The sequence below is a fragment of the Polaromonas sp. genome (genome assembly GCF_013817205.1).
Lineage (GTDB): Bacteria > Pseudomonadota > Gammaproteobacteria > Burkholderiales > Burkholderiaceae_C > Polaromonas.
In genome coordinates, this window is the sequence record NZ_JACDDD010000020.1 from 1 (window position 1) to 21003 (window position 21003).

A 21003-nucleotide genomic window follows, 5' to 3' on the forward strand; every position below is an offset into this window, starting at 1 on the left:
GTCGTGGCCCTCGAAGACGATGCCGAACAGGTCGAACGCCTCGCGCTCGAACCAGTTGGCGGCGCTCCACACGCCATTGATACTGTCCACCACCGGCAGGTCGTCATCGGGCGCATAAACCTTCAGTCGCACGCGCTGGTTCAGGCTCACGGACAAGAGATGCGATGACACGCAATAGCGCAGGCCGTCGTAGCCGCCGTTACCGTAATCGGCGTAGTCCAGGCCGCACAGGTCGATCAGCTGCTCGAACTGGCAGCCAGGCGCGTCGCGCAGCATGGTTGCTGCGGCAAGGTAGTCGGACGAGGCCACCACCACGGTGATCTCGCCAAGCTTCAAGTCGATGCGCTTTGCCAACCCGCCCAGCGTGGCGACGATGTGTTCTTTGAGCGTCGCCGGATCAACGGCGAAAGGTGTCATGGCACTTGTCATGTCAGAGGTATTTGCAAGCGGCCACCGCGGAACCGGCTTTGCCGGGCCGCTGGTGGCGCCCCCTTGAGGGGGAGGCGGCCGCAGGCCGCTTCGGGGGGGAGCTAAATTTCATGCGGGAAGTATTTAACGATGCTGCGCACCGGATTCGGCGCGGCCTGTCCCAGCCCGCAGATGGATGCGTCGGCCATGACTTGGTTCAGGTCCTCCAGTGTGGACGTGTCCCAGACGGGCGCCTCCATCAAATGTGCGGCCTTTCCCGTGCCAACACGGCACGGGGTGCACTGACCGCAGCTCTCGTGGGCAAAAAAGCGCATCATGTTCAGCGCGGCATCGCGGGCCATGTCATGCTGGCCCAGCACAATCACCGCAGCAGAACCAATGAAGCCGCCATGCGGCTGCAAGGTGTCGAAATCCAGTGGCACATCAGCAAGGCTGGCTGGAAAGATGCCGCCCGAGGCCCCGCCGGGCAGGTAGGCGTACAGGGTATGACCATCGGCCATGCCGCCGCAATACTCGGCAATCAGCTCCAGCAGCGTGATGCCGGCCGGCGCCAATTTGACGCCGGGTAATTTCACCCGGCCGCTGACGCTGAAGCTGCGCAAGCCCTTGCGGCCATTGCGACCAAAGCCGGCAAACCACTGCGGGCCTTTCTCAACAATGTCGCGTACCCAGTAAAGGGTTTCAAAGTTGTGCGCCAGCGTCGGCCGGCCAAACAGGCCGACCTCTGCGATGTAGGGCGGACGCATGCGCGGCTCACCGCGCTTGCCCTCAATGCTTTCAATCATGGCCGACTCCTCGCCGCAGATGTAGGCGCCTGCGCCGCGCCGCAGCTCGATCAGCGGCAGCGAGCACGGCGGGTCTGCCAGCAATTTGGCCAGCTCGGCCTGCAGCATGGCGCGGCAGTCGTGGTACTCGTCCCGCAGGTAGATGTAAACGGCCTCGGTGCCCGTCACCTGCGCTGCAATCAACATACCTTCCAGAAAGCGGTGCGGGTCCCGCTCCAGATAGGTGCGGTCCTTGAAAGTGCCGGGCTCACCCTCATCAATGTTGATCACCATGAGGCGCGGTGCGGGTTGCTCGCGCACGATGCGCCACTTGCGACCTGCCGGAAAACCTGCGCCACCCAGCCCGCGCAGGCCGGAGTCTTCCATGACTTTCAAGATCAGCTCGGCATCTTCTTCACCATTGACCACGGCCGCTGCAAGTCCGTACCCGCCGCGCTCGCGGTAGGCCTCATACGCTATCGAATTAATAGCAAACTTTGCCCCCAGCTCCTGGGCGAGGAGACTATTCTCCTCATAGTCTTTGGAGATAACCGTTTCTTGAACCGCCTGAACCGTTTCAAGCGTCGCACACGGCACCGCCATCTGCCCCACAGCGACAGCCGGTGCCTGCTCACAGCGCCCTATGCAGGGGGCAGCAATCACACGCACGTTCGATCCCAACAGATCCGGCAGCTTCTGCAGCAGGGCTTGCGCCCCTGCCATCTCGCAACTCAGTCCATTGCACACCCGCACCGTCAGCGCGGGCGCTTCGGCGTCACTGCCCTCGCGCACATCAAAGTGGTGATAAAACGTGGCGACTTCGTACACCTCGGCCATGGAGATGTTCATGTCTTTGGCCAGGGCGACCAGGTGACGGGCGTGGAGGCAACGGTAAAAGTCGTTGAGCTTGTGCAGGTACTCGATCAGCAAATCGCGGCGGTGGCCGCCTTCCGGCGACGCCCCTATCAGTGCACGCACCTCGGCCAGCGACAGCTCGTCGGCCTGCCGACCCTTGAGCCGGCTTTTGCGGCGAATGCGCTCACGCATACCGTCCAGGGTGGCAGTGGCCACAACGGGAACGGAATCAGGAGAGTGCGGGGAAACATGCATGCAGCACTGTCGCCCTTGCGCGCGTTCGCGTCAAATGGGATTTATGTATGCGCTGATTCAAGGCGCGAATGCAGCGCCCCGCTGTGCTGCGCCGCATGGCGCAGCCACTCAGCATCCTGGGCCAGCAGCACGGCTGCCTGCAGGGCGCGCGAGGGGCTGGCCGCAGCCAGCGTGAAAAAACCAACCGGGGTGGTTACTTCAGGCGCAACCAGCGGCGCAGCTTCCAGCTCGGCATAAGCGCGCACTGCGTCCACAAGCGCGCCGGGTAACACGCCGCAAACGTCGCCTGCCGCCACGCTCAGGGCCAGCGCCAAAACGGAGTTGGTCTCCATGACGGGTTTGACCTGCAACCCCAGCCCGGCAAAGGCGCTGTCGACAATGCTGCGGTTGTGCATTTCCGGCGTAAACAGGCACAGCGGCAGCTGCGCCGCCTCACGCCAGCCCACCGCTGCGCCAAATTGCAGCAGCGTGCGGGCCGGGGTGGCCGCCACAGAACGGCGCACCAGAAAATAGTGCTCGGCGTACAGAGGCAGCAGCTTAAAGCGATTGCCGCGCTGGCTCAACCTGTCCAGAAAACCGAGGCCCAGGTCCAGCGACAGGTTTTCCAAGCCCTGCTCAATCTCTTTGGAACTCAGTGAACGCACCACCGGCGTAACGCCGGGACAGCGCTGGCGCAGCAGCGCCGCAAAGCGGGTGGCTACCGGCACGGCTGTTGGCACCACGCCCAGCCGCAAGGCGCCCTGCGGCTGGGCCGCGCTGCTGCGCAGTTCTTGCTCCAGCAAGGCGTGCTCGTGGAGCATGCGCTGGGCCGTGCCCAGCACAAGTTCGCCCTCGGGCGTCAGGCCCGCATAGGTGCGCCCACGCTTGACGATGTCGATGCCGAATTCTTTTTCCAGCGCGCGCAAGGCGTTGGACAAGGCGGGCTGGGTGATGCTGCAAGACTGCGCGGCCCGCGCGTAGTGCCGGTGTTCGCTCAGGGCGACCAGGTAACGCAGCGAGGCCAGCATGTTCATACGTCAGCCCTTATTGCCGCCGGACTCAGGTGTCCTTGGATATCTTGATGGTCGGAAACTTGGCTGAAAAGTCTTTGGCCTTGGCCGCGATGGTGATGGCCACCTGACGCGCCACAGCCTTGTAAATGCCGGCCACTTCACCGTCCGGGTCGGCCACCACAGTGGGGCGGCCGCTGTCGGCATGCAGGCGGATCTGCATGTCCAGCGGCAATGCGCCCAGATAGTCCATCTTGTAATCAGCAGCCATTTTTTTGCCTCCGTCGGCGCCAAAGATGTGCTCGGTATGGCCGCACTGGCTGCAAATATGCACGGCCATGTTTTCAACAATGCCCAGAATCGGCACGCCGACTTTTTCAAACATCTTGATGCCTTTTTTGGCGTCCAGCAGCGCAATGTCTTGCGGCGTGGTGACAATCACCGCCCCGGTCATGGGCACGCGCTGGCTCAGCGTGAGCTGAATGTCGCCGGTGCCTGGCGGCATGTCAACAATCAGGTAGTCCAGGTCTTTCCAGTTGGTCTGACGCAGCAGTTGCTCCAGCGCTTGGGTGGCCATGGGGCCGCGCCAGATCATGGCTTCGTCCTGCGCAACTAAGAATCCAATCGACATCACCTGGATGCCGTAGTTTTCCATGGGCTCCATGTTTTTGCCGTCTACGCTTTCGGGCCGGCCTTCAATACCCATCATCATCGGCTGGCTGGGGCCGTAGATGTCGGCGTCGAGCAGGCCCACCTGCGCGCCCTCGGCTGCCAGAGCGAGAGCCAGGTTGACGGCAGTGGTGCTTTTGCCCACGCCGCCCTTGCCAGAAGCCACGGCGACGATGTTCTTGACGTTGGGCAAGAGTTGCACGCCGCGCTGCACGCTGTGGCTGGCGATTTTGTAGCTGACTTTGACCGACACATTGCCCACGCCGGGCACTGCCCTGGTGGCAGCAATCAGGGTCTTGCGGATACCTGCGATCTGGCTTTTGGCCGGGTAGCCCAGCTCAACGTCAAAAGACACATCGCCATCGGTGATGTGCAGGTTTTTCAGCGCCTTGGTACTGACAAAATCCTTGCCGGTGTTGGGGTCGAGCACGCCTTGCAGGGCGCTCAGGATTGCCTGTTGTTCTAAAGCCATCTGGGGAATCTCCGATTAATTCGCTTGTGAGTCTTGTTGTGGCTACGAGTGAGAAGCTTGGTCTACCCCGTAGAAACGATAGGCCTGAGTCTATCGTCGACGCGTCTAGGAGCCTGGCGGACTTGGGAATCGTCGGCTGCAAATCGACCGCAGCGGTCTATTTTTCACCGTCTTTTTGTCCCATAGCTTGGCTATGGGCCTGCAAACCCGGCAAAAACTGTCCTTGCTGGGGCGGATTTTCGCTTTCGACGCCCCAAGTTCGACAGGCTCCTAGCAACGCCTTGCAAGGGCTTGGCAGGCAGCCAACCATATCAATTGATATAATTGCATCAATTGATACACCCCGAAGGGATTGCCATGTTACGCGAAGCCACTGCAATGAATGTGCGCCAAAATCTGGGCGAATTGCTCAACGGGGTGCAATACCGTCACGACAACGTTGTCATCACCAAAGCGGGCAAGCCAGTGGCTGCCTTGGTGGATATGGCAACGTTTGAGCGAATGCGCAGAAAAAACGATGGCGAGTTTGAGAGGCTCTGGGCACAGGTTGCCAAAGGCTTTGAGGATTTAAGTGAAGAGGAAGTCGAAAAGCTGGCCTCTCAAGCGCTTGAAGAAGCGCGAGATGAAATTGCACAACGGGCAAGCGCAGCATCTCCGTCCGCACCAACGAATTCTTCCAGCACCAAAACATGAGGCTGGTGATTGACAGCAACCTGATTTTCTCCAGTGTTCTCAAGCCTGACTCCGTACCGGGCGCGATTCTGGGCGCATGGCGCAAGGGGCACTTTGACTGGATGAGTTGTGAGATTCAACTTGACGAACTGACAGTCGCACTCACCCGCCCGTACCTGGTCTCGAAAATCGCTCAAGGCGCCACGCCCGTTGAAAACTTGCTGATCGAAATGCGTGAGGGCTGTCATTGGAAAACGCTTACTACCCCACTACCCGCCATCTGCCGCGACCCCCGGGATGACTACCTTTTTGCGCTTCACGACCAAGGCCATGCTGATCTCATCGTTTCCGGCGACAAAGACGTTTTGGCATGCAAGAACGACTACCCCGTCATCACCGCCCGCGAATTACTTGACCGACTATGACATCAGATAAAAGAAAACTTTTCGTCACCACCGCCCTGCCGTATGCCAATGGCAACTTCCACATTGGCCACATCATGGAGTACATCCAGGCCGACATCTGGGTGCGTTTCCAGCGCATGCAGGGCCACGCGGTCAACTTTGTAGGCGCTGACGACGCACACGGCGCGCCCATCATGATTGCCGCCGACAAAGCTGGTAAAACGCCGCAGCAGTTTGTGGCCGACATTGCGGCCGGGCGCAAGCCTTACCTGGACGGCTTTCACATCAGCTTTGACAACTGGCACTCGACAGATGGGCCTGAAAATCACCAGCTCGCAAAAGAGATTTATCTCGACCTCAAAAAAGCGGGGTTGATCGAAACCAAAACGATTGAGCAGTTCTTTGATCCCGAGAAGAACATGTTTCTCCCAGACCGCTACATCAAGGGCACCTGCCCCAAGTGCGGTACCAAAGACCAGTACGGCGACAACTGCGAAAACTGCGGCGCGGTGTATGCCCCAACAGATTTGCTCAACCCCTACTCGGCATTGACCGGCGCCACGCCGTTGCTGAAAAATTCCGAGCACTTTTTCTTCAAGCTGTCTGACCCGCGCTGCGTGGAATTTCTGGAAAAGTGGACGCAAGACGGCAAACTTCAGCCCGAAGTATCCAACAAGGTCAAAGAGTGGTTCAGCGTTCGCACAAATCCCGACGGCAGCAAAAGCGAAGGCCTGGGCGACTGGGACATCAGCCGCGACGCTCCCTACTTCGGCATTGAAATCCCCGACGCGCCGGGCAAGTACTTCTATGTATGGCTGGACGCGCCCGTCGGTTATCTGGCCTCGCTGAAAAACCTGCTGGAAAAGCGCGGTGAGAGTTACGACGCCTACATGGCGGCGCCAGGGCTGGAGCAGTACCACTTCATCGGCAAAGACATCGTCACCTTCCACACCCTGTTCTGGCCGGCCATGCTGCACTTCAGCGGCCGCAAGACGCCGGACAACGTGTTTGTGCACGGCTTCCTGACCGTCAACAACGGCGAGAAGATGAGCAAAAGCCGCGGCACCGGCCTGGACCCGCTCAAATATTTGAGCCTGGGCATGAACCCCGAGTGGCTGCGTTATTACCTGGCTGCCAAGCTCAATGCGCGTAATGAAGATATCGACTTCAATGCGGATGACTTCATGGCTAGGGTGAATTCGGATTTGATTGGCAAGTATGTGAACATTGCCAGCCGCGCGGCGGGGTTCATTGCCAAACGCTTTGGCGGAAAGCTGGGCGGGGTGTCGGCCGATGGCGATACGCTGCTGTCCGTGCTTGCCGCCCAGAAGGATGCCATTGCCTCACTGTATGACGGTCGGGAATTTGCCAAAGCCCTGCGCGAGGTCATGCTGCTGGCCGCCAGGGTCAACGCCTACGTGGACCAAAACAAACCCTGGGAACTGGCGAAGAAGGAAGGCATGGATGGCCGCCTGCAGGACGTGTGCACGGTGTGCATCGAGGCCTTCCGCCTGCTGACGATTTACCTCAAGCCGGTACTGCCGGCGCTAGCAGCCCAGGTAGAAGTTTTCCTGAAAACCGCGCCCCTCGGTTTTGCAGATGCCGCTTCCCTCTTGGGTGGTGGCCACCTGATTGGTGACTATGCACATCTGATGCAACGTGTTGACATCAAACAACTCGATGCACTGTTTGAGCCTCCAGCCCAGGCAAAACAAGCGCAAGCAGCTATTGATTCGATAGCAGGGAACGTCCTGCCCGGCGGCGAAGCCATTGCCCCCATCATCACCATTGACGACTTCAGCAAGATTGATCTGCGCATCGCGCTCATCGTCAATTGCGAAGCCGTCGAAGGCTCGACCAAGCTGCTGCGCCTGACCTTGGATGTGGGCGAGGGAAAAATGCGCAATGTCTTCAGCGGCATCGCCTCGGCTTACAAGCCCGAAGACTTGATCGGCAAACATACCGTCATGGTGGCCAATCTGGCGCCACGCAAGATGAAGTTCGGTATCAGCGAAGGCATGGTGCTGGCCGCCAGCCATGCTGACGAAAAGGCCGCGCCCGGCGTCTTCGTGCTGGAACCCTGGCCAGGCGCCCTGCCCGGCATGCGGGTCAGGTAAACAAGGGAAGCGACCGCTACTCAGGCGACAAAGCGCAGGGCCTTGCCCGGGCGCGCCGCCAGTTCGCTGACCGCCGCCTCCAGCGTCTGCAGCAGCGCCGCCACGCCCTGGGCCTGAAACGGTTTGGCCGCTACGGCCACCTTCAGCTGCAACACCGCGCCAGGCGGCAGGATGTCGCTGGGCGCCAGTCCGCGGGCAATCAGCCGCTGGCCAATCTCCGAGACATGGTCGCGCTTGAAGTGGCCCCCAAAAATCACCACAAAATCCCCGTCGCGATGGCGCGCCACGGTATCGCCTTCACGGATGACATGGGTGATGCAGGCAGCGGCATGCACCAGCGCGGTCTGTGCCACCTGCAGGCCGTAGTCGGCGCGAATTTCCTGAATGTTGGCGATGCGCACGCGCAGCACCACACCGGTGTCGGGATCGCGCTGCTGGTGACGCAGCAGGTGTTCGAGCCGGTCCAGCATCACGCGGTGATTGGCCGTACCGGTCAGCGGGTCCACACGGGACAGCGCGCCTACCCGCAGCTGGTTGTCACGCCGCTCGCGGCTGCGCAGGTAGAGCGCAATCAGCAGCAGCGGTATCTCCACCGCCGCGCCGATTTGCGCACCGTACTGCGTCCAGAAAGACATGGGCACCAGTTGCATGTTGCGCAGGATGGGGAACACCGAACCGGCCAGCACCGCCAGGATACCGGCCAGTATCCACAGGCCAACGCGCGGGATGCGCCAGGCATACCAGAGCGCCACGCCGAGATAGACCCCAAAACTGGCGATGTAATACGGCCCGGTGATCGCAAAGAAGGGGTCACGTCCAATGAAGATGAAACACAGGGCCAGCACGCCGCCGACCGCAGCCATGGCCAGCATCAGGCGGGTGGCCCAGCGATCGCCGCGTTCGACCACCAGCTCGCGCATGAACAGGTGGCCCATGGCCGCGCCTGCAATCGGCAGCACATTGGATGCCACGTCGTTCCACCAGGGGTTGTGCGGCCAGAAATACTCCCCCGCGAGACCGGTCAGCGACAACTGGCCGACGGCGAGCACCGCCACATAAGCGGCGTACCAGGAATGGATGGAATCGCGCCAGGTCCATGCATTGACCACGCACAGCAGCATCACCAGCGCCACCAGTCCCATGTAGGCGCCGAGCAGCAAATGCCAGTGTTTGCTGGCCTCCTGAAAGTCGCGCGTGTTCCAGAGGGTCCAGCGCACATTGATGGGGTGGCTGTGCTGCACGCGCAGGTAAGTCGGGCGGACCTCTCCCGGCTGCTGCACAAACTCAAAAGCCGGATTCAGGTGGCGCAAGGGCCAGCGGTTCACCGCAATCGAGTCGCCGGAATATTCGGCATGCCAGTCGCCGGCCTCGCCGGGGCGGTACAACTCGACCCGGTTCATGCCGGGGTGCGGCACGGCCAGCACCCGCGAAGTGGAAATCGTCACGGCCGGCAGGCTGAGCTGGTACCACATCGAGGCCGCCCCACCCGTCGGCATGATGCGGTCGGGCTGGGCCACCGAGGCCTCGCCGCGCGCGAAACGTTGCTCTATTTGATCGATCGTCTGCTGGCCGGTGGCATCGATGAGGACCAGGCCATTTCCGTGCGGCCCCATCGCCTGCCACGCAATCGGCGCACTGGCGTGCGACGCCTGGAGTGGCCCGGCCAACATCAGTAGCACGGATGCCAGCAACAGCCACAAAACCGCACGCGAGCGACCGGTCATGCCGCTGCGCAGCTCGGGACAGGAAAAAGCCAGGATCAGCCGATGGAGAAAAAGATGCATGAACGCGGGGCAGCGGCTTAAGATAGCGACGACAACATGAAATGCGGCCTGTGTCACCAGGCCAGACTGCACTTTACCAAGGGGTTCGCCGCCCTGCATCCCACATTTGCAGGATGCAGGGCGTCAACCCTCTGTATTCTCGGATGAAACTGCCTGTTTACCTGGCCCCTTTCCGTCCTCGCCTGCTGTATGCACTGAAAGGCTACACGCGTGAGCGCTTCGGCAAGGACTTCGGCGCGGGCCTGACTGTCGGCATTGTTGCCCTGCCGCTGGCCATGGCTTTTGCAATTGCGTCGGGGCTGTCGCCGCAGGCCGGCATCTGGACCGCCATCATCGCCGGCGCCCTGGTCTCGCTATTGGGCGGCTCGTCGGTGCAGATCGCCGGGCCGGCCGGTGCCTTCATCGTGATCGTCTACGGCATTGTCGAGCGATATGGTCTGCCCAATTTGCTGATTTCCACCGCCTGTGCCGGGGTGCTGCTGTTTTTGCTGGGCCTGCTCAAGATGGGCACGCTGGTGCGTTATGTGCCGGTCAGCATTGTGGTCGGGTTTACCAACGGCATTGCCGTGCTGATTGCGCTGTCGCAGCTCAAGGACCTGCTGGGGTTACAGATTGCAAAGATGCCCGCCGACTTTTTCTCCCAGATCAAGGCCATCAGCCTGAACATCGACTCCTTCAACGCCCATGCGCTGGGCTTGGGGCTGGTGTGTTTTCTCGGCCTGATCCTGTGGCCCAAGCTGTTTGCGCCGCGTGATGCGACCAGCCGGGGCCTGGTAGCGCGGGTGGGCAAATTGGTGCAGGCAGTCGAGGGCGTGCAACTGCTGCGCGCGACCCGCGCCGCCTCGCGCTTGCCCGGGCCCGTCGTGGCGCTGGTAACGCTGACTGCGTTTGCGTTTTTTCTTGGCCTGCCGGTCGAGACCATAGGCTCGCGTTTTGGCGGCATTCCGCGCGCCCTGCCGCCGTTTGCGCTGCCGGATTTTTCATGGGACACCGTGCGCCTGCTGTTCGCTCCAACCCTGACCATTGCCTTGCTGGGTGCGGTCGAGTCACTGCTGTGCGCGCGAGTGGCCGACCAGCTCTCGGGCCAGCCCAAACACGACCCGAACCAGGAGCTCATGGCGCAGGGTTTGGCGAATTTTGTTGTGCCCTTTTTCGGCGGCATGCCGGCCACCGGCACGATTGCCCGCACCGTGACCAATGTGCGGTCCGGCGCCAGCTCGCCCATCGCCGGGCTGGTGCATGCACTGGTACTGGTACTGATCGTGCTGGCCGCCGCGCCGTTGGCCCTGCATGTGCCGCTGGCGGTGCTGGCCGGCATCCTGCTGTATGTCGCGTGGAACATGGGTGAGTGGCACGAGTTTGTGCTGATGCGCCAATACAGCGCCCACTACCGATTGCTGATGCTGGGCACCTTCTTCCTCACGGTGGTTTTCGATCTGACGGTGGCGCTGCAGGTCGGACTGCTGCTGGCCTGCGTGCTGTTTGTGCGGCGCATGAGCACCCTGTTCCAGGTGGTGGAGACGGCGCGCAGCGATGAAGCCATCTGCTTTCAGCTTTACGGTTCGCTGTTTTTTGGCGCGGTCGCCAAGATTGACCCGATACTTTCGGCAGTCGAAAATGCGCCGCGGGGCCTGCTGGTCAGGCTTGACGCCCAGTCGCTGCAGTCGCTGGACGCCTCAGGCCTGGACGTGCTGGGCCAGTTACAAAAGGCCATTGTGCTGCGTGAGGGCCGACTGGTGATCTCCGGCCTGAACGCCCAGCCACGCCGCGTGATGGAGCGTTCGGGCTTTCTGGCAAAGATCGCAGAAGCCTGAGAAAACCCAAGGAAGGGCTGGATGAATCCTTACGGAGGCGCGTCAGTCAGATCGGGATGGGATGGCCAAGGCGGATCGCAGCCAATAGCCGGCTCGGCAAGAAATTCAACGCCGCAGGCCGCCCGAGCCCGTCTGATCGCGCACCACCGCAGGGGGCTTGATCAGCATTACCCTAAGGCCTCCCGCCCGACGGATTTGTCAGCTCGGCGTCTATCGACCCGGTCCGCACCACCCTGAGGTCGCGGTCAAACACCACGGTGAAAAAACTGGGTGAATTGGGTGCAGCAATGTAGCGCCAGTCGTAGTGCGTTTCGCGCTGCAGCGCGTAGGGCGTGATCTTCATCGGCTTGCCAAGCAGCTTTCGCACCTGCTCCATGGGCATGCCTGGCTGAACCCGGGCAAAGTTCTGGGGCGTCAAGACCTGGCGCAAGGCGCTCATCCTGCCGTCCGGCCCTATGGTGATCATGTAATTGACTGTGCCCTCGGGCTGGCGGTTGTACTCCAGGGTGCGCGCGCCCGGCTGGGCTGCTTCTGCCGGAAAGGGGTTGCCGGTGAGATCAGTTGCCAACCAGATCTTCTCAGGCTCTCCAAAGCGGGCCCGCACATCGGCTTCCGTCGCTACCCCTTCTTCCAGCTCTCCAATATGTTGCGGATCGCACCCCGCCAAAGCAGTGACAATTAACAGCAGGGCGGCCACAGCTGGCGCCCTGAACCCCTCAAAAGTGAAAAAAGACAGGCGCATGGTGGTCCCCGGTAAAATCAGCCCATTCAAAGTTTCAGGCAGTCTAAACCCATGTCCATCTTCGCCCGGCCCCACTACACCTCGGAAGTGACCTTGTTCATTGACGAACTAAAGGCCAAAAAGCCGACGCTGGAAGCCGAGCAGCGCCAGGGACGCGCCATCTGGTGGGACAAGAAGCTGGACCGGTCCGAGCAGGCCGACTACCTGGATGCCGCCGTGCCGCAGCAGCCCTATGTTTACGGCACCAGCGGCCACCCGAACAGCAAATAGAGCAGGCTGATGGTCAAAATGACCTCCATCCCTTATAGGACGGGCGTCAGCAGCTATTATTTTTATAGCAACTGACAACCCGAGCCAGACCCACCATGCCCAGCATCACTGAACTGCCACCCTCCGCGTCCCCGCCGGGCCTGCCCGAGGGCGCGCTGAGCCTGCCCGGCATGCCGGGCGTGATCGACCAGGTGGCGTTGGCCAGGTTGTACGGCGAGCCCTTGTTTGCCATGCCGCAGGACCTGTACATCCCGCCGGACGCGCTGCAGGTCTTCCTGGAAGCCTTCGAGGGCCCTCTGGACTTGCTGCTGTACCTGATACGCAAGCAGAACTTCAACATTCTCGACATCCCGATGGCGGCGGTCACGCGCCAGTATCTGGTCTATGTGGACGAGATCCGCAGCACCAACCTCGAACTGGCGGCTGAGTACCTGTTGATGGCGGCGATGCTGATCGAGATCAAGTCGCGCATGCTGCTGCCGCCGAAAAAGGTCGCGGACGGCCAGGAGGCGGAGGACCCGCGCGCCGAACTGGTGCGCCGCCTGCTCGAGTACGAACAGATCAAGCTTGCCGCGCACCATCTGAATGAAATTCCGCAGTACGGCCGCGACTTCCTGCGCGCCCAGGTCTACGTGGAACAGGCACTGCAGCCACGCTTTCCTGATGTCGCGGTCGTGGACCTGCAGGAAGCCTGGCGCGACATTGTCAAACGCGCCAAACTCGTCCAGCACCATGTGATCAGCCGGGAAGAGCTTTCGGTGCGTGAACACATGAGCATCGTGCTGCGCAAACTGCAAGGGCAGAAGTTTGTCGAGTTTGAAAAGCTGTTTGAGCCCGCCCGCGGCATGCCGGTGCTGGTGGTGACCTTCATCGCACTGCTCGAGCTGTCCAAGGAAGGCCTGATCGATGTGACTCAGGCCGAGGCCTATGCGCCTATCTACGTGCGGCTGGCTTACACGCCAACCTGATCCTGGTCGTGCGGCCTGTCCTCAAGACCCGCCGTACACTTGTCACACGCCGCTGGAAGATGGCACTTTTGCGCCTACCAACAGCGCGCTCCCCTTACCCTGTTGTACAAACCAGACACCGCTGCCGCTATCTTGGAGCCTGCCGGACTGCGGAATCGTCGGCTGCAAACCGACCACAGCGTCCACTTCCTCCATCTTTTTTCTCGCATAGATGGGCATGACTTGCACATCCGGCCGGTTTTGCAACCCTTGGCGGGGTTAACGCAAATCAAGAGGAAACTTTTTGCGGCGTACTTTGAGGCTTTGGGCTACATTTAATAGCGCTTTACCCGGTCTAATATAGAAAAGCGCTCTAATATGCGCGGGGAACTGGAAAAGCGGGTTTCCGAATCCGATCCATATCTATAACGAGGAAACTTGATGCTGCAGGACAAAATAATCCCGATGGCCTTGCTGGCCCTCAGCCAGGGCGTGCTGGCCCAACAGCTTCCCGGCGCTGGAAGCCAGATTCAACAGCTTCCACCCGTTCCCGTTCCACAAAAAGCCGCGCCGGCAATTAGCATCCAGCAAGGCGCGGCGCCCACCCGATCGGCACCCAGCACCGCAAAAATTTTGGTCAAAAGCCTGCAGGTGACAGGGTCCCGTGTTTATTCAGAACCCGAACTTCTGGCTCTCACAGGTTTTGTCCCCAACACCGAGCTGACACTGGCCGAGTTGCAGGCCATGGCTGACCGAATCACCGACCACTACCGAAAAAACGGCTACTTTGTGGCCCGCGCCTACCTGCCAGCGCAAGACGTCAAGGACAACGCCCTCACCATTGCGGTCAGCGAAGGACAATACGGCAAGATCATTCTGAACAATCAGACCAATCTGTCCGATGCGCTGGTCCGCAACATCCTGAGCGGCATCAACAGCGGCGACGCTATCACCAATGACCCGCTGGAGAGCCGGCTGCTGTTGCTTTCGGACCTGCCGGGCGTCAACATCAAGTCAACCCTGGTTCCCGGCGACACGCCAGGCAGCTCTGACCTGGTGGTCGACATCACGCCCGGCAAGCGCGTCAGCGGCAGTGTGGACTTCGACAACGCCGGAAACTATTACACCGGGGAATACCGCTTGGGCGGCACGGTCAATCTCAACAACTTTCTGGGCCAGGGAGACGTCTTCAGCCTGCGGGCGGTCACCTCGGGATCGGGCCTCAACTATGGCCGCGCGTCCTACCAGATGCAGGTCGGCAAAGCCACGGTGGGTGTTGCCTACAGCCGGCTCGCCTATGAGTTGGGCAAGGAATTTGCGCCGCTGAGAGCCAACGGCACGGCAGAAGTCGCCAGCGTTTACGGCAGCTATCCGCTGATTCGCTCACGCAACACTAATCTGAACGCGGGCCTCAACTACGACCACCGGACTTTTCAGGACCGGATCGACGTCATCCCCTCAGTGACCGACAAGAAGGCGAACGTCCTCACCGGAAGTCTCTATGGCAACCACAGAGACAACTTGGGCGGAGGCGGCATCAGCGCCTTCTCGCTCGGGCTGTCTGCGGGAAATCTGGAGATTGAAACCCCGGCCGCGCTGGCTGTGGATGCGGCCACCGCACGCACCAACGGCTCCTACGGCAAGCTCGCTTTCAGCGTCAGCCGGCTTCAGCGGGTAACCGACAAGCTGTCTTTTTTCGCAGGCATCAACGGACAGCTGGCTTCCAAAAACCTGGACTCGTCCGAGAAGCTGGTGCTGGGCGGCATGGACGGCGTCCGGGCCTACCCGCAAGGCGAAGCCCCGGGTGACCAAGGCTACCTGGTCACCCTGGAAGGCCGCCTGCTGCTGCCCAAGCCGCAGAGCCTGCCCGGGCAGGTTCACCTGATCGGCTTTGTGGACCACGGCAGCGTGACCATCAACAAAAAGCCCTGGGCGGCAGGCAACAACCAGCGCGACTTGGGTGCCTATGGACTTGGGCTGACCTGGGCTGACCCGGGGAATTTCGCGATCAGGACCTACTACGCACGCAAGATCGGTGACTCGGCCGCCACCGCCGCGCCAGACAAATCGGGACGGTTCTGGATTCAGGCCATCAAGTATTTCTAAGCCCAGCAGACAGCCCACCAAGTAACTAACAAGCGCAAGGACACCCAATGAACCGCATTTACAAAACCCTTTGGAGCGCGAGTTCGGGCACCTGCGTGGCCGTCGCCGAGAACGCAGCAGGCAAGAGCCAGGGGAAGTCGTCCTGCATTGGCGGTGGCGCAAGCCCGTCCCGCTTTGCCGTGAATCTGCTGTCAGCCTGTCTGATGCTCACTTTTGGCACCATCGTCCATGCCCTGCCGGCCAACGGCACCGTGGCAGCAGGCTCAGCCACCATCAGCAGCACGGCCTCGACCACAACGATTAACCAGTCCACATCCAACGCGGTGATCAACTGGCAAAGCTTCGGCATTGCTGCCGGGCAAACCGTTCAGTTTGTGCAGCCCGGCAGCACCTCGGTGGCACTCAACCGGGTTCTAGGGACAGAGGCTTCGAGCATCCTGGGCAACCTGTCGGCCAACGGCAAGGTCTTTTTGCTCAACCCCAATGGCGTCCTGTTCGGCAGTGGCGCGCAAGTCAATGTCGGGGGTCTGGTGGCTTCAACCATGAGCCTGAGCGATGCCAAATTCATGTCCGGCGACTACAGCTTCACCAACGCCGGAAACGGATCGGTGGTGAACCAGGGCACGATCAACGCAGCCGATGGCGGCCATGTGGCCTTGATGGGAAGAACGGTCAGCAACCAGGGCGTGATCAATGCGCAACTGGGAAGCGTGGCACTGGTCGGTGGCCAGGCGGCCACACTGGACCTGGCGGGCGACGGATTGCTTCGTGTATCGGTGGCCCAGGGTGCGGTCAACGCCTTGGTTGAAAACGGTGGACTGATACGCGCTGACGGCGGGCGAGTCCTGCTGACCGCGCAGGCGGCCGGCGACCTGCTGCACACTGCAGTGAACAATACCGGCGTCATTCAGGCACAAACCATCGGCAGCCGTAACGGCACCATTTTGCTGCTGGGCGATATGACCACGGGCGCGATGAACGTGGGCGGCACACTGGATGCCAGCGCGCCCAGCGGCGGCAACGGCGGGTTTATCGAGACTTCAGCGGCAAATGTCAGCATCCGGGACGGCGTGCGCGTCACCACCAACGCGCCTTGGGGGCTGATGGGCACCTGGCTGATCGACCCGCAGGACTTTATCGTCGGCCCCGGGGGCAACATCTCGGGTGCAACGCTTTCTGCGCAACTCGTGAACAACAACGTCAACATCACAACCGCGCCCGGACCCGGCAACGGTGACATTTTTATCAATGATGTAGTCAGCTGGGTGGCGGCGGGCGGGGTCCCGACCACCTTGACCCTGACCGCCGACCGGGACGTGATCATCAGTGCGCCCATGACAGCGGTTGATGGAAATCTGGTGGTGTGTTGCGGCAGGGACATCAATGTGAATGCAGCCCTGACCACCACCCGCGGAAGCATTTCGCTGAGCGCTGGCCGCAATGTGAACCAGAACGCAGCCATCACGGTCACCGACGGCAACCTCATGATGTGCTCGGCCAATGATGTCAACGTCAACGCCAAGATCACGCTGACGCGCGGCACCAGCATTGTGGCCCGCAGCGTGGGCACCCCACTGGGCCTGACGCTCACCTCAGATACCGACGGCACAGGTCCCGGCGCGGTCGGTGGCTCGGTCTTCATCAATGTTAGCGGTGCAGACCGCCCAACTGTCACCGGCCCCAATGCACCTGTCACCATTAATTACAACCCAACATCCTACTCAACGCCGACCAACTATGTACCTCAGTTCATCCTTACAGACAGCATTTTGACCCAGCGCATGCTGGTGTTTCCTGAAGTGACCAAAAGCTTCGACGGCAACACAAGTGCCGTCTTGACGACGCTCCAGGGCAATCCCACCGGCGTGAGCCTGGTGGCAGATCCCGGCAGCACCGCGACATTCAGCTCCATTGATGTCGGAACCGGCAAGGCCGTCACCTTCTCTGGCTACCGACTTGCGGGACCCAACGCAGATCAGTACACGCTGGCGACTACCTGCTGCGCGCCTATCGTCAACAGAACAACTGGGACTATCACCGCGAATGTCGCCCCTGCCCAGGCTGCCAGCAACGCCGGGCCTACCACCGTCGCCGGGCCTACCACCGTCGCCGGCACTACCACCGTCGCCGGCACTACCACCGTCGCCGGCACTACCACCGTCGCCGGCACTACCACCATCGCCGGAACTACCAGCAACGCCGCGAATACCAGCGCCCTGTTCGCGTTCGCAACCGGCTTCCTGGTGAGCCCACAATTCGCCGGTAGCATCATGCCTACGCCCTACGCCAATACAGGCGATGTGTTTCTTGCGCTTGCAGAGGAAGTCGTCGTCCCGACGGCCATTCCATTCCAGCCGCCTCCACCCTATGTCGCGCCGCGTTATGCACCGCGGCCGTATCGCAACTAGACAGCGGGCGCCTGCGCTGCGCCGGGCGAGCGACAGCGTCACCCTGGCGCAACTGCTGACCTGCAGACGGCATCGGCGACCATGCCGCCGCAGAACTTGCGAATCAGCCTGCCGCGTCGGGCTTATCTCGGCCAGGACCGCACATCTGCTTAGGGCCTCAGCTTGCCGACTGGGCGGTCAGCCCGGATTTCGCGAGTGTCAATGCCATCGTGCGCAGCCTTCCCGATGCCTGCGGATCGCACGCGATGTCCTTGGCTCCCAAGACCCTAATGAAGTCGCGCAAGCATTGGCTCCTGCGACGCCCACGCCAACGCCATCACCGCCTCTCTGTTCCTGCGCGCGGTTCTATAAGGCAGGATAGAAAAAACCGCGCACCTGGTGCCTGGCAGATAATTCGCGGTTTGCTGACTAACAAGCGCCTACCGCTTTCATGAACGTTCTTCCCACCTCAGGCCAAAAGCCAGCCGGCAAGACCGACGCCTCCATCCCACACCCCTTTGACGTGGTGATCGTCGGCAGCGGACTGGCCGGGCTCAGTACCGCGCTCAAGCTGGTCGAAGGCAGCGCTGCGAACGCCACCCCGCTTCGCGTCGCCGTGCTGACCAAGGGCAAGCTGGCCGACGGCGCCAGCGGCTGGGCCCAGGGCGGCATTGCGGCCGTACTGGCGCAGGGCGAGCAAGGCGACAGCTTTGCAGCCCACATCGCCGATACGCAGATAGCGGGCGCCTGGTTGTCCGACGAAGCGGCCACCGCGCAGGTGGTGCAAGGCGCGCCGGCAGCGATTGGATGGCTGCAGGCCCAGGGCGTGGCCTTCACGCAAGAGCCCGGCGCCGCACCGGCGCTGCACCTCACCCGCGAAGGCGGGCACAGCCACAGGCGCATCGTGCACGCGACCGATGCCACAGGCGCTGTCGTGCAGGAAAGCCTGATCGCGGCCGTGCAGGCGCACCCGGCCATCGACGTCTTTGAACAGACCACGCTGGTTGACCTGATCATCCAGAACGACAGCAGCACCGGCCGGCCACGCTGCGTCGGCCTGTATGCGCTGGACAGCCGCGACGCGGAAACCGGCAGCGGCGGTACCGTGCATACCTTTGCCGCACGCGATATCTTGCTGGCCACGGGCGGCGCCGGCAAGGTCTACCTCTACACCAGCAACCCCGACACCGCCACCGGCGACGGCATTGCCGCTGCCTGGCGCGCCGGTTGCCGCATCGGCAACATGGAATTCATCCAGTTCCACCCGACTTGCCTGTACCACCCCGAAGCCAAGTCATTTTTGATCAGCGAGGCGGTGCGCGGCGAAGGCGGTATATTGCGCCTGCCGGAGTCTGCAGGTGGGGCGCGCTTCATGCCGGCCCACGATGAGCGCGCCGAACTCGCACCGCGCGACGTGGTAGCCCGTGCGATTGATTTCGAGATGAAAAAACACGGTGTGGACTGCGTCTACCTGGACATCTCTCATAAGGGCGAGGCCTTTGTGCGCGAACACTTCCCGACCATCCACGCACGCTGCCTGTCACTCGGCATCGACATCGCGCGCCAGCCGATTCCCGTGGTGCCGGCCGCCCACTACACCTGCGGCGGCGTGCTGACCGACCTGGCTGGCCGCACGGACATCGCCAATCTTTATGCCGCTGGCGAGACCGCCTGCACCGGCCTGCATGGCGCCAACAGGCTCGCCAGCAACTCGCTGGTCGAATGTGTGGTGTTTGCACAGGAAGTCGCGTATGCTATCAAATCAGGAGCTACTTGCGCCCGCCAGATAAGGGCTAGAGGCCAAAATGACTCTGAAGCTTCGCTGCCTGCGTGGGACGAGAGCCAGGTGACCGATGCCGACGAACAGGTGGTAATTGCCCACAACTGGGACGAGCTGCGACGCCTGATGTGGAATTACGTGGGCATAGTGCGCACCAACAAGCGACTGGAGCGCGCCGCGCATCGCATCGCGCTGCTGCAATCAGAGATTGACGAGTTTTATGCCAACTTTCGCGTCACGCGGGATCTGCTGGAACTGCGCAACCTGGTCCAGGTGGCCGAACTGATCGTGCGTTCGGCCCAGTCACGCCACGAAAGCCGCGGTCTGCATTTCAGCCGCGACTACCCGCAGACAGATGCCGTGGCTTTTCCGACCGTGCTGGTGCCACCGACCACGGTGGCTACCCGGGGGAGCAGCGGGGCAAATTCTTAAGCCGCGCCAATTTTGGGAACCAGTCCCGCCACCGGCTGGCCCGCACGCTGCGCCGCAGTGAACGCCAGCATTCGGTCTATAGGCAGGCGGGCCCGCGCACCCAGGACAGGGTTCACCTGCACTTCCGGGCTCAAGGTCTGCAAACCCTGCGCCAGGCCGGCCAGCCCGTTCATCGCCATCCAGGGGCAGTGCGCGCAGCTTTTGCAGGTGGCGCTGTCACCGGCCGTCGGTGCCTCCATGAAAACCTTGCCGGGGTTCAGCGTGCGCAGCTTATGCATCATGCCGTTGTCGGTGGCAACGATGAATTCCTGCGCGTCCATCTCGCGTGCTGCTTTCAGGATGCCAGAGGTCGAACCCACCGCATCGGCCAGTGCAATCACGTCCGCCGGCGACTCTGGATGCACCAGCACCCTCGCTTCCGGGTGCTCTTTTTTCAGCGCCTCGAGTTCAAAGGCCTTGAACTCGTCATGCACGATGCAGCTGCCGTTCCACATCAGCATGTCGGCGCCGGTTTCGCGCTGGATATAGCTGCCCAAGTGCTTGTCAGGCGCCCACAGGATTTTCTGCCCCTGCTCCTTGAGCGCACGCACGGTGTCCAGCGCGCAACTTGAAGTCACCAGCCAGTCGGCACGCGCTTTCACGGCGGCGCTGGTGTTGGCATAGACCACCACCGTGCGGTCCGGATGGGCATCGCAGAAGGCGCTGAATTCGTCTACCGGGCAGCCGAGATCGAGCGAGCAGGTCGCGTCCAGGTCAGGCATCAGCACACGTTTTTCGGGTGAGAGGATTTTCGCGGTCTCGCCCATGAAACGCACGCCCGACACAACCAGCGTGGTCGCTGGGTGGTCGCGGCCGAAACGTGCCATCTCCAGTGAGTCGCTCACCAGCCCGCCGGTTTCCTCGGCCAGGTCCTGCAGATCCGGATGCACATAGTAGTGCGACACCATGACGGCATTGCGCTCCTTGAGCAGGCGGCGAATCCGGTCCTTGAGTGCGGCGCGCTCGTCCGGCGTCGGCTCCACCGGTACCCGCGCCCAGGCATGGCGCGTTGGGCAGGCGGGCTGCTCATAGTCAATGCGCACCAGGGACTGGGCGGGGCGTGTGGTGTCATTCAT

The 21003-nt window shown here is 61.7% G+C and carries 16 protein-coding genes; 9 read left to right on the forward strand and 7 right to left on the reverse strand.

Annotation, left to right across the window (positions count from 1 at the left end):
• The 4 genes from H0W47_RS06660 to apbC all read right to left on the reverse strand — a co-directional run.
• Positions 1-417: NADH-quinone oxidoreductase subunit C (locus H0W47_RS06660; RefSeq protein ID WP_296922115.1), on the reverse strand; the 417-nt coding region annotated here is incomplete at its 3' end.
• Positions 418-530: 113 nt separating this feature from the next.
• A complete protein-coding gene (locus H0W47_RS06665; RefSeq protein WP_296922117.1) occupies positions 531-2303 on the reverse strand; it encodes an NADH-ubiquinone oxidoreductase-F iron-sulfur binding region domain-containing protein in 1773 nt (590 codons plus the stop codon).
• Positions 2304-2344: 41 nt separating this feature from the next.
• Entirely contained in the window at positions 2345-3316 is a 972-nt protein-coding gene (locus H0W47_RS06670) for a LysR family transcriptional regulator (protein ID WP_296922119.1), read from the reverse strand.
• A gap of 25 nt (positions 3317-3341) precedes the next feature.
• On the reverse strand, positions 3342-4433 hold the full coding sequence (apbC, locus tag H0W47_RS06675) for an iron-sulfur cluster carrier protein ApbC (RefSeq protein WP_296922122.1): 1092 nt from the start codon (positions 4431-4433) through the stop codon (positions 3342-3344).
• A 357-nt stretch (positions 4434-4790) separates the two neighbouring features.
• Between apbC and H0W47_RS06680 the strand changes: the two genes are divergently transcribed.
• The 3 genes from H0W47_RS06680 to metG are packed head-to-tail and all read left to right on the forward strand — an operon-like array spanning position 4791 to position 7626.
• A complete protein-coding gene (locus tag H0W47_RS06680; RefSeq protein ID WP_296922124.1) occupies positions 4791-5126 on the forward strand; it encodes a type II toxin-antitoxin system Phd/YefM family antitoxin in 336 nt (111 codons plus the stop codon).
• Positions 5123-5530, forward strand: coding sequence for a putative toxin-antitoxin system toxin component, PIN family (locus H0W47_RS06685; RefSeq protein WP_296922126.1), 408 nt, complete (start codon positions 5123-5125; stop codon positions 5528-5530). The genes H0W47_RS06680 and H0W47_RS06685 overlap by 4 nt, the downstream gene beginning before the upstream one ends.
• Positions 5527-7626, forward strand: a complete 2100-nt coding sequence (metG, locus tag H0W47_RS06690) for a methionine--tRNA ligase (protein ID WP_296922128.1) — start codon at positions 5527-5529, stop codon at positions 7624-7626. Before H0W47_RS06685 ends, metG begins: the two co-directional genes overlap by 4 nt.
• A gap of 20 nt (positions 7627-7646) precedes the next feature.
• Here the strand turns inward: metG and H0W47_RS06695 are convergent, their stop codons facing one another.
• A complete protein-coding gene (locus H0W47_RS06695; RefSeq protein WP_296922130.1) occupies positions 7647-9410 on the reverse strand; it encodes a 7TM diverse intracellular signaling domain-containing protein in 1764 nt (587 codons plus the stop codon).
• A 143-nt stretch (positions 9411-9553) separates the two neighbouring features.
• Here H0W47_RS06695 and H0W47_RS06700 point away from each other — a divergent pair, with 143 nt between their 5' ends.
• Positions 9554-11224, forward strand: coding sequence for a SulP family inorganic anion transporter (locus H0W47_RS06700; protein ID WP_296922132.1), 1671 nt, complete (start codon positions 9554-9556; stop codon positions 11222-11224).
• Positions 11225-11396: 172 nt separating this feature from the next.
• Here H0W47_RS06700 and bamE read toward each other — a convergent pair whose 3' ends face one another.
• Positions 11397-11966, reverse strand: a complete 570-nt coding sequence (gene bamE / locus H0W47_RS06705) for an outer membrane protein assembly factor BamE (RefSeq protein ID WP_296922134.1) — start codon at positions 11964-11966, stop codon at positions 11397-11399.
• Between the two features lie 51 nt (positions 11967-12017).
• Between bamE and H0W47_RS06710 the strand changes: the two genes are divergently transcribed.
• The 5 genes from H0W47_RS06710 (at position 12018) to nadB (ending at position 19888) form a co-directional block, all read left to right on the forward strand.
• Positions 12018-12236, forward strand: coding sequence for a DUF3460 family protein (locus H0W47_RS06710; RefSeq protein WP_296922136.1), 219 nt, complete (start codon positions 12018-12020; stop codon positions 12234-12236).
• A gap of 170 nt (positions 12237-12406) precedes the next feature.
• Positions 12407-13204 carry a ScpA family protein gene (locus tag H0W47_RS06715; RefSeq protein ID WP_296922224.1) on the forward strand — a complete coding sequence of 266 codons (798 nt, stop codon included), beginning with the start codon at positions 12407-12409 and terminating at the stop codon, positions 13202-13204.
• A 420-nt stretch (positions 13205-13624) separates the two neighbouring features.
• Positions 13625-15289, forward strand: coding sequence for a ShlB/FhaC/HecB family hemolysin secretion/activation protein (locus H0W47_RS06720; RefSeq protein ID WP_296922139.1), 1665 nt, complete (start codon positions 13625-13627; stop codon positions 15287-15289).
• A gap of 47 nt (positions 15290-15336) precedes the next feature.
• Positions 15337-17697 carry a filamentous hemagglutinin N-terminal domain-containing protein gene (locus tag H0W47_RS06725; RefSeq protein WP_296922141.1) on the forward strand — a complete coding sequence of 787 codons (2361 nt, stop codon included), beginning with the start codon at positions 15337-15339 and terminating at the stop codon, positions 17695-17697.
• 430 nt (positions 17698-18127) lie between these two features.
• The gene (gene nadB, locus H0W47_RS06730; RefSeq protein ID WP_296922143.1) at positions 18128-19888 is read left to right on the forward strand and encodes an L-aspartate oxidase; all 1761 of its coding nucleotides are present in this window, start codon (positions 18128-18130) and stop codon (positions 19886-19888) included.
• Here nadB and nadA read toward each other — a convergent pair.
• The gene (nadA, locus tag H0W47_RS06735) at positions 19885-21003 is read right to left on the reverse strand and encodes a quinolinate synthase NadA (protein WP_296922145.1); all 1119 of its coding nucleotides are present in this window, start codon (positions 21001-21003) and stop codon (positions 19885-19887) included. The genes nadB and nadA overlap by 4 nt on opposite strands.

Coding starts and splice junctions, on each gene's coding strand:
- H0W47_RS06665 (WP_296922117.1), bottom strand. CDS start 2,303: ATGCATGTTTCCCCGCACTCTCCTGATTCCGTTCCCGTTGTGGCCACT.
- H0W47_RS06670 (WP_296922119.1), bottom strand. CDS start 3,316: ATGAACATGCTGGCCTCGCTGCGTTACCTGGTCGCCCTGAGCGAACAC.
- apbC (WP_296922122.1), bottom strand. CDS start 4,433: ATGGCTTTAGAACAACAGGCAATCCTGAGCGCCCTGCAAGGCGTGCTC.
- H0W47_RS06680 (WP_296922124.1), top strand. CDS start 4,791: ATGTTACGCGAAGCCACTGCAATGAATGTGCGCCAAAATCTGGGCGAA.
- H0W47_RS06685 (WP_296922126.1), top strand. CDS start 5,123: ATGAGGCTGGTGATTGACAGCAACCTGATTTTCTCCAGTGTTCTCAAG.
- metG (WP_296922128.1), top strand. CDS start 5,527: ATGACATCAGATAAAAGAAAACTTTTCGTCACCACCGCCCTGCCGTAT.
- H0W47_RS06695 (WP_296922130.1), bottom strand. CDS start 9,410: ATGCATCTTTTTCTCCATCGGCTGATCCTGGCTTTTTCCTGTCCCGAG.
- H0W47_RS06700 (WP_296922132.1), top strand. CDS start 9,554: ATGAAACTGCCTGTTTACCTGGCCCCTTTCCGTCCTCGCCTGCTGTAT.
- bamE (WP_296922134.1), bottom strand. CDS start 11,966: ATGCGCCTGTCTTTTTTCACTTTTGAGGGGTTCAGGGCGCCAGCTGTG.
- H0W47_RS06710 (WP_296922136.1), top strand. CDS start 12,018: ATGTCCATCTTCGCCCGGCCCCACTACACCTCGGAAGTGACCTTGTTC.
- H0W47_RS06715 (WP_296922224.1), top strand. CDS start 12,407: ATGCCGGGCGTGATCGACCAGGTGGCGTTGGCCAGGTTGTACGGCGAG.
- H0W47_RS06720 (WP_296922139.1), top strand. CDS start 13,625: ATGCTGCAGGACAAAATAATCCCGATGGCCTTGCTGGCCCTCAGCCAG.
- H0W47_RS06725 (WP_296922141.1), top strand. CDS start 15,337: ATGAACCGCATTTACAAAACCCTTTGGAGCGCGAGTTCGGGCACCTGC.
- nadB (WP_296922143.1), top strand. CDS start 18,128: ATGAACGTTCTTCCCACCTCAGGCCAAAAGCCAGCCGGCAAGACCGAC.
- nadA (WP_296922145.1), bottom strand. CDS start 21,003: ATGAATGACACCACACGCCCCGCCCAGTCCCTGGTGCGCATTGACTAT.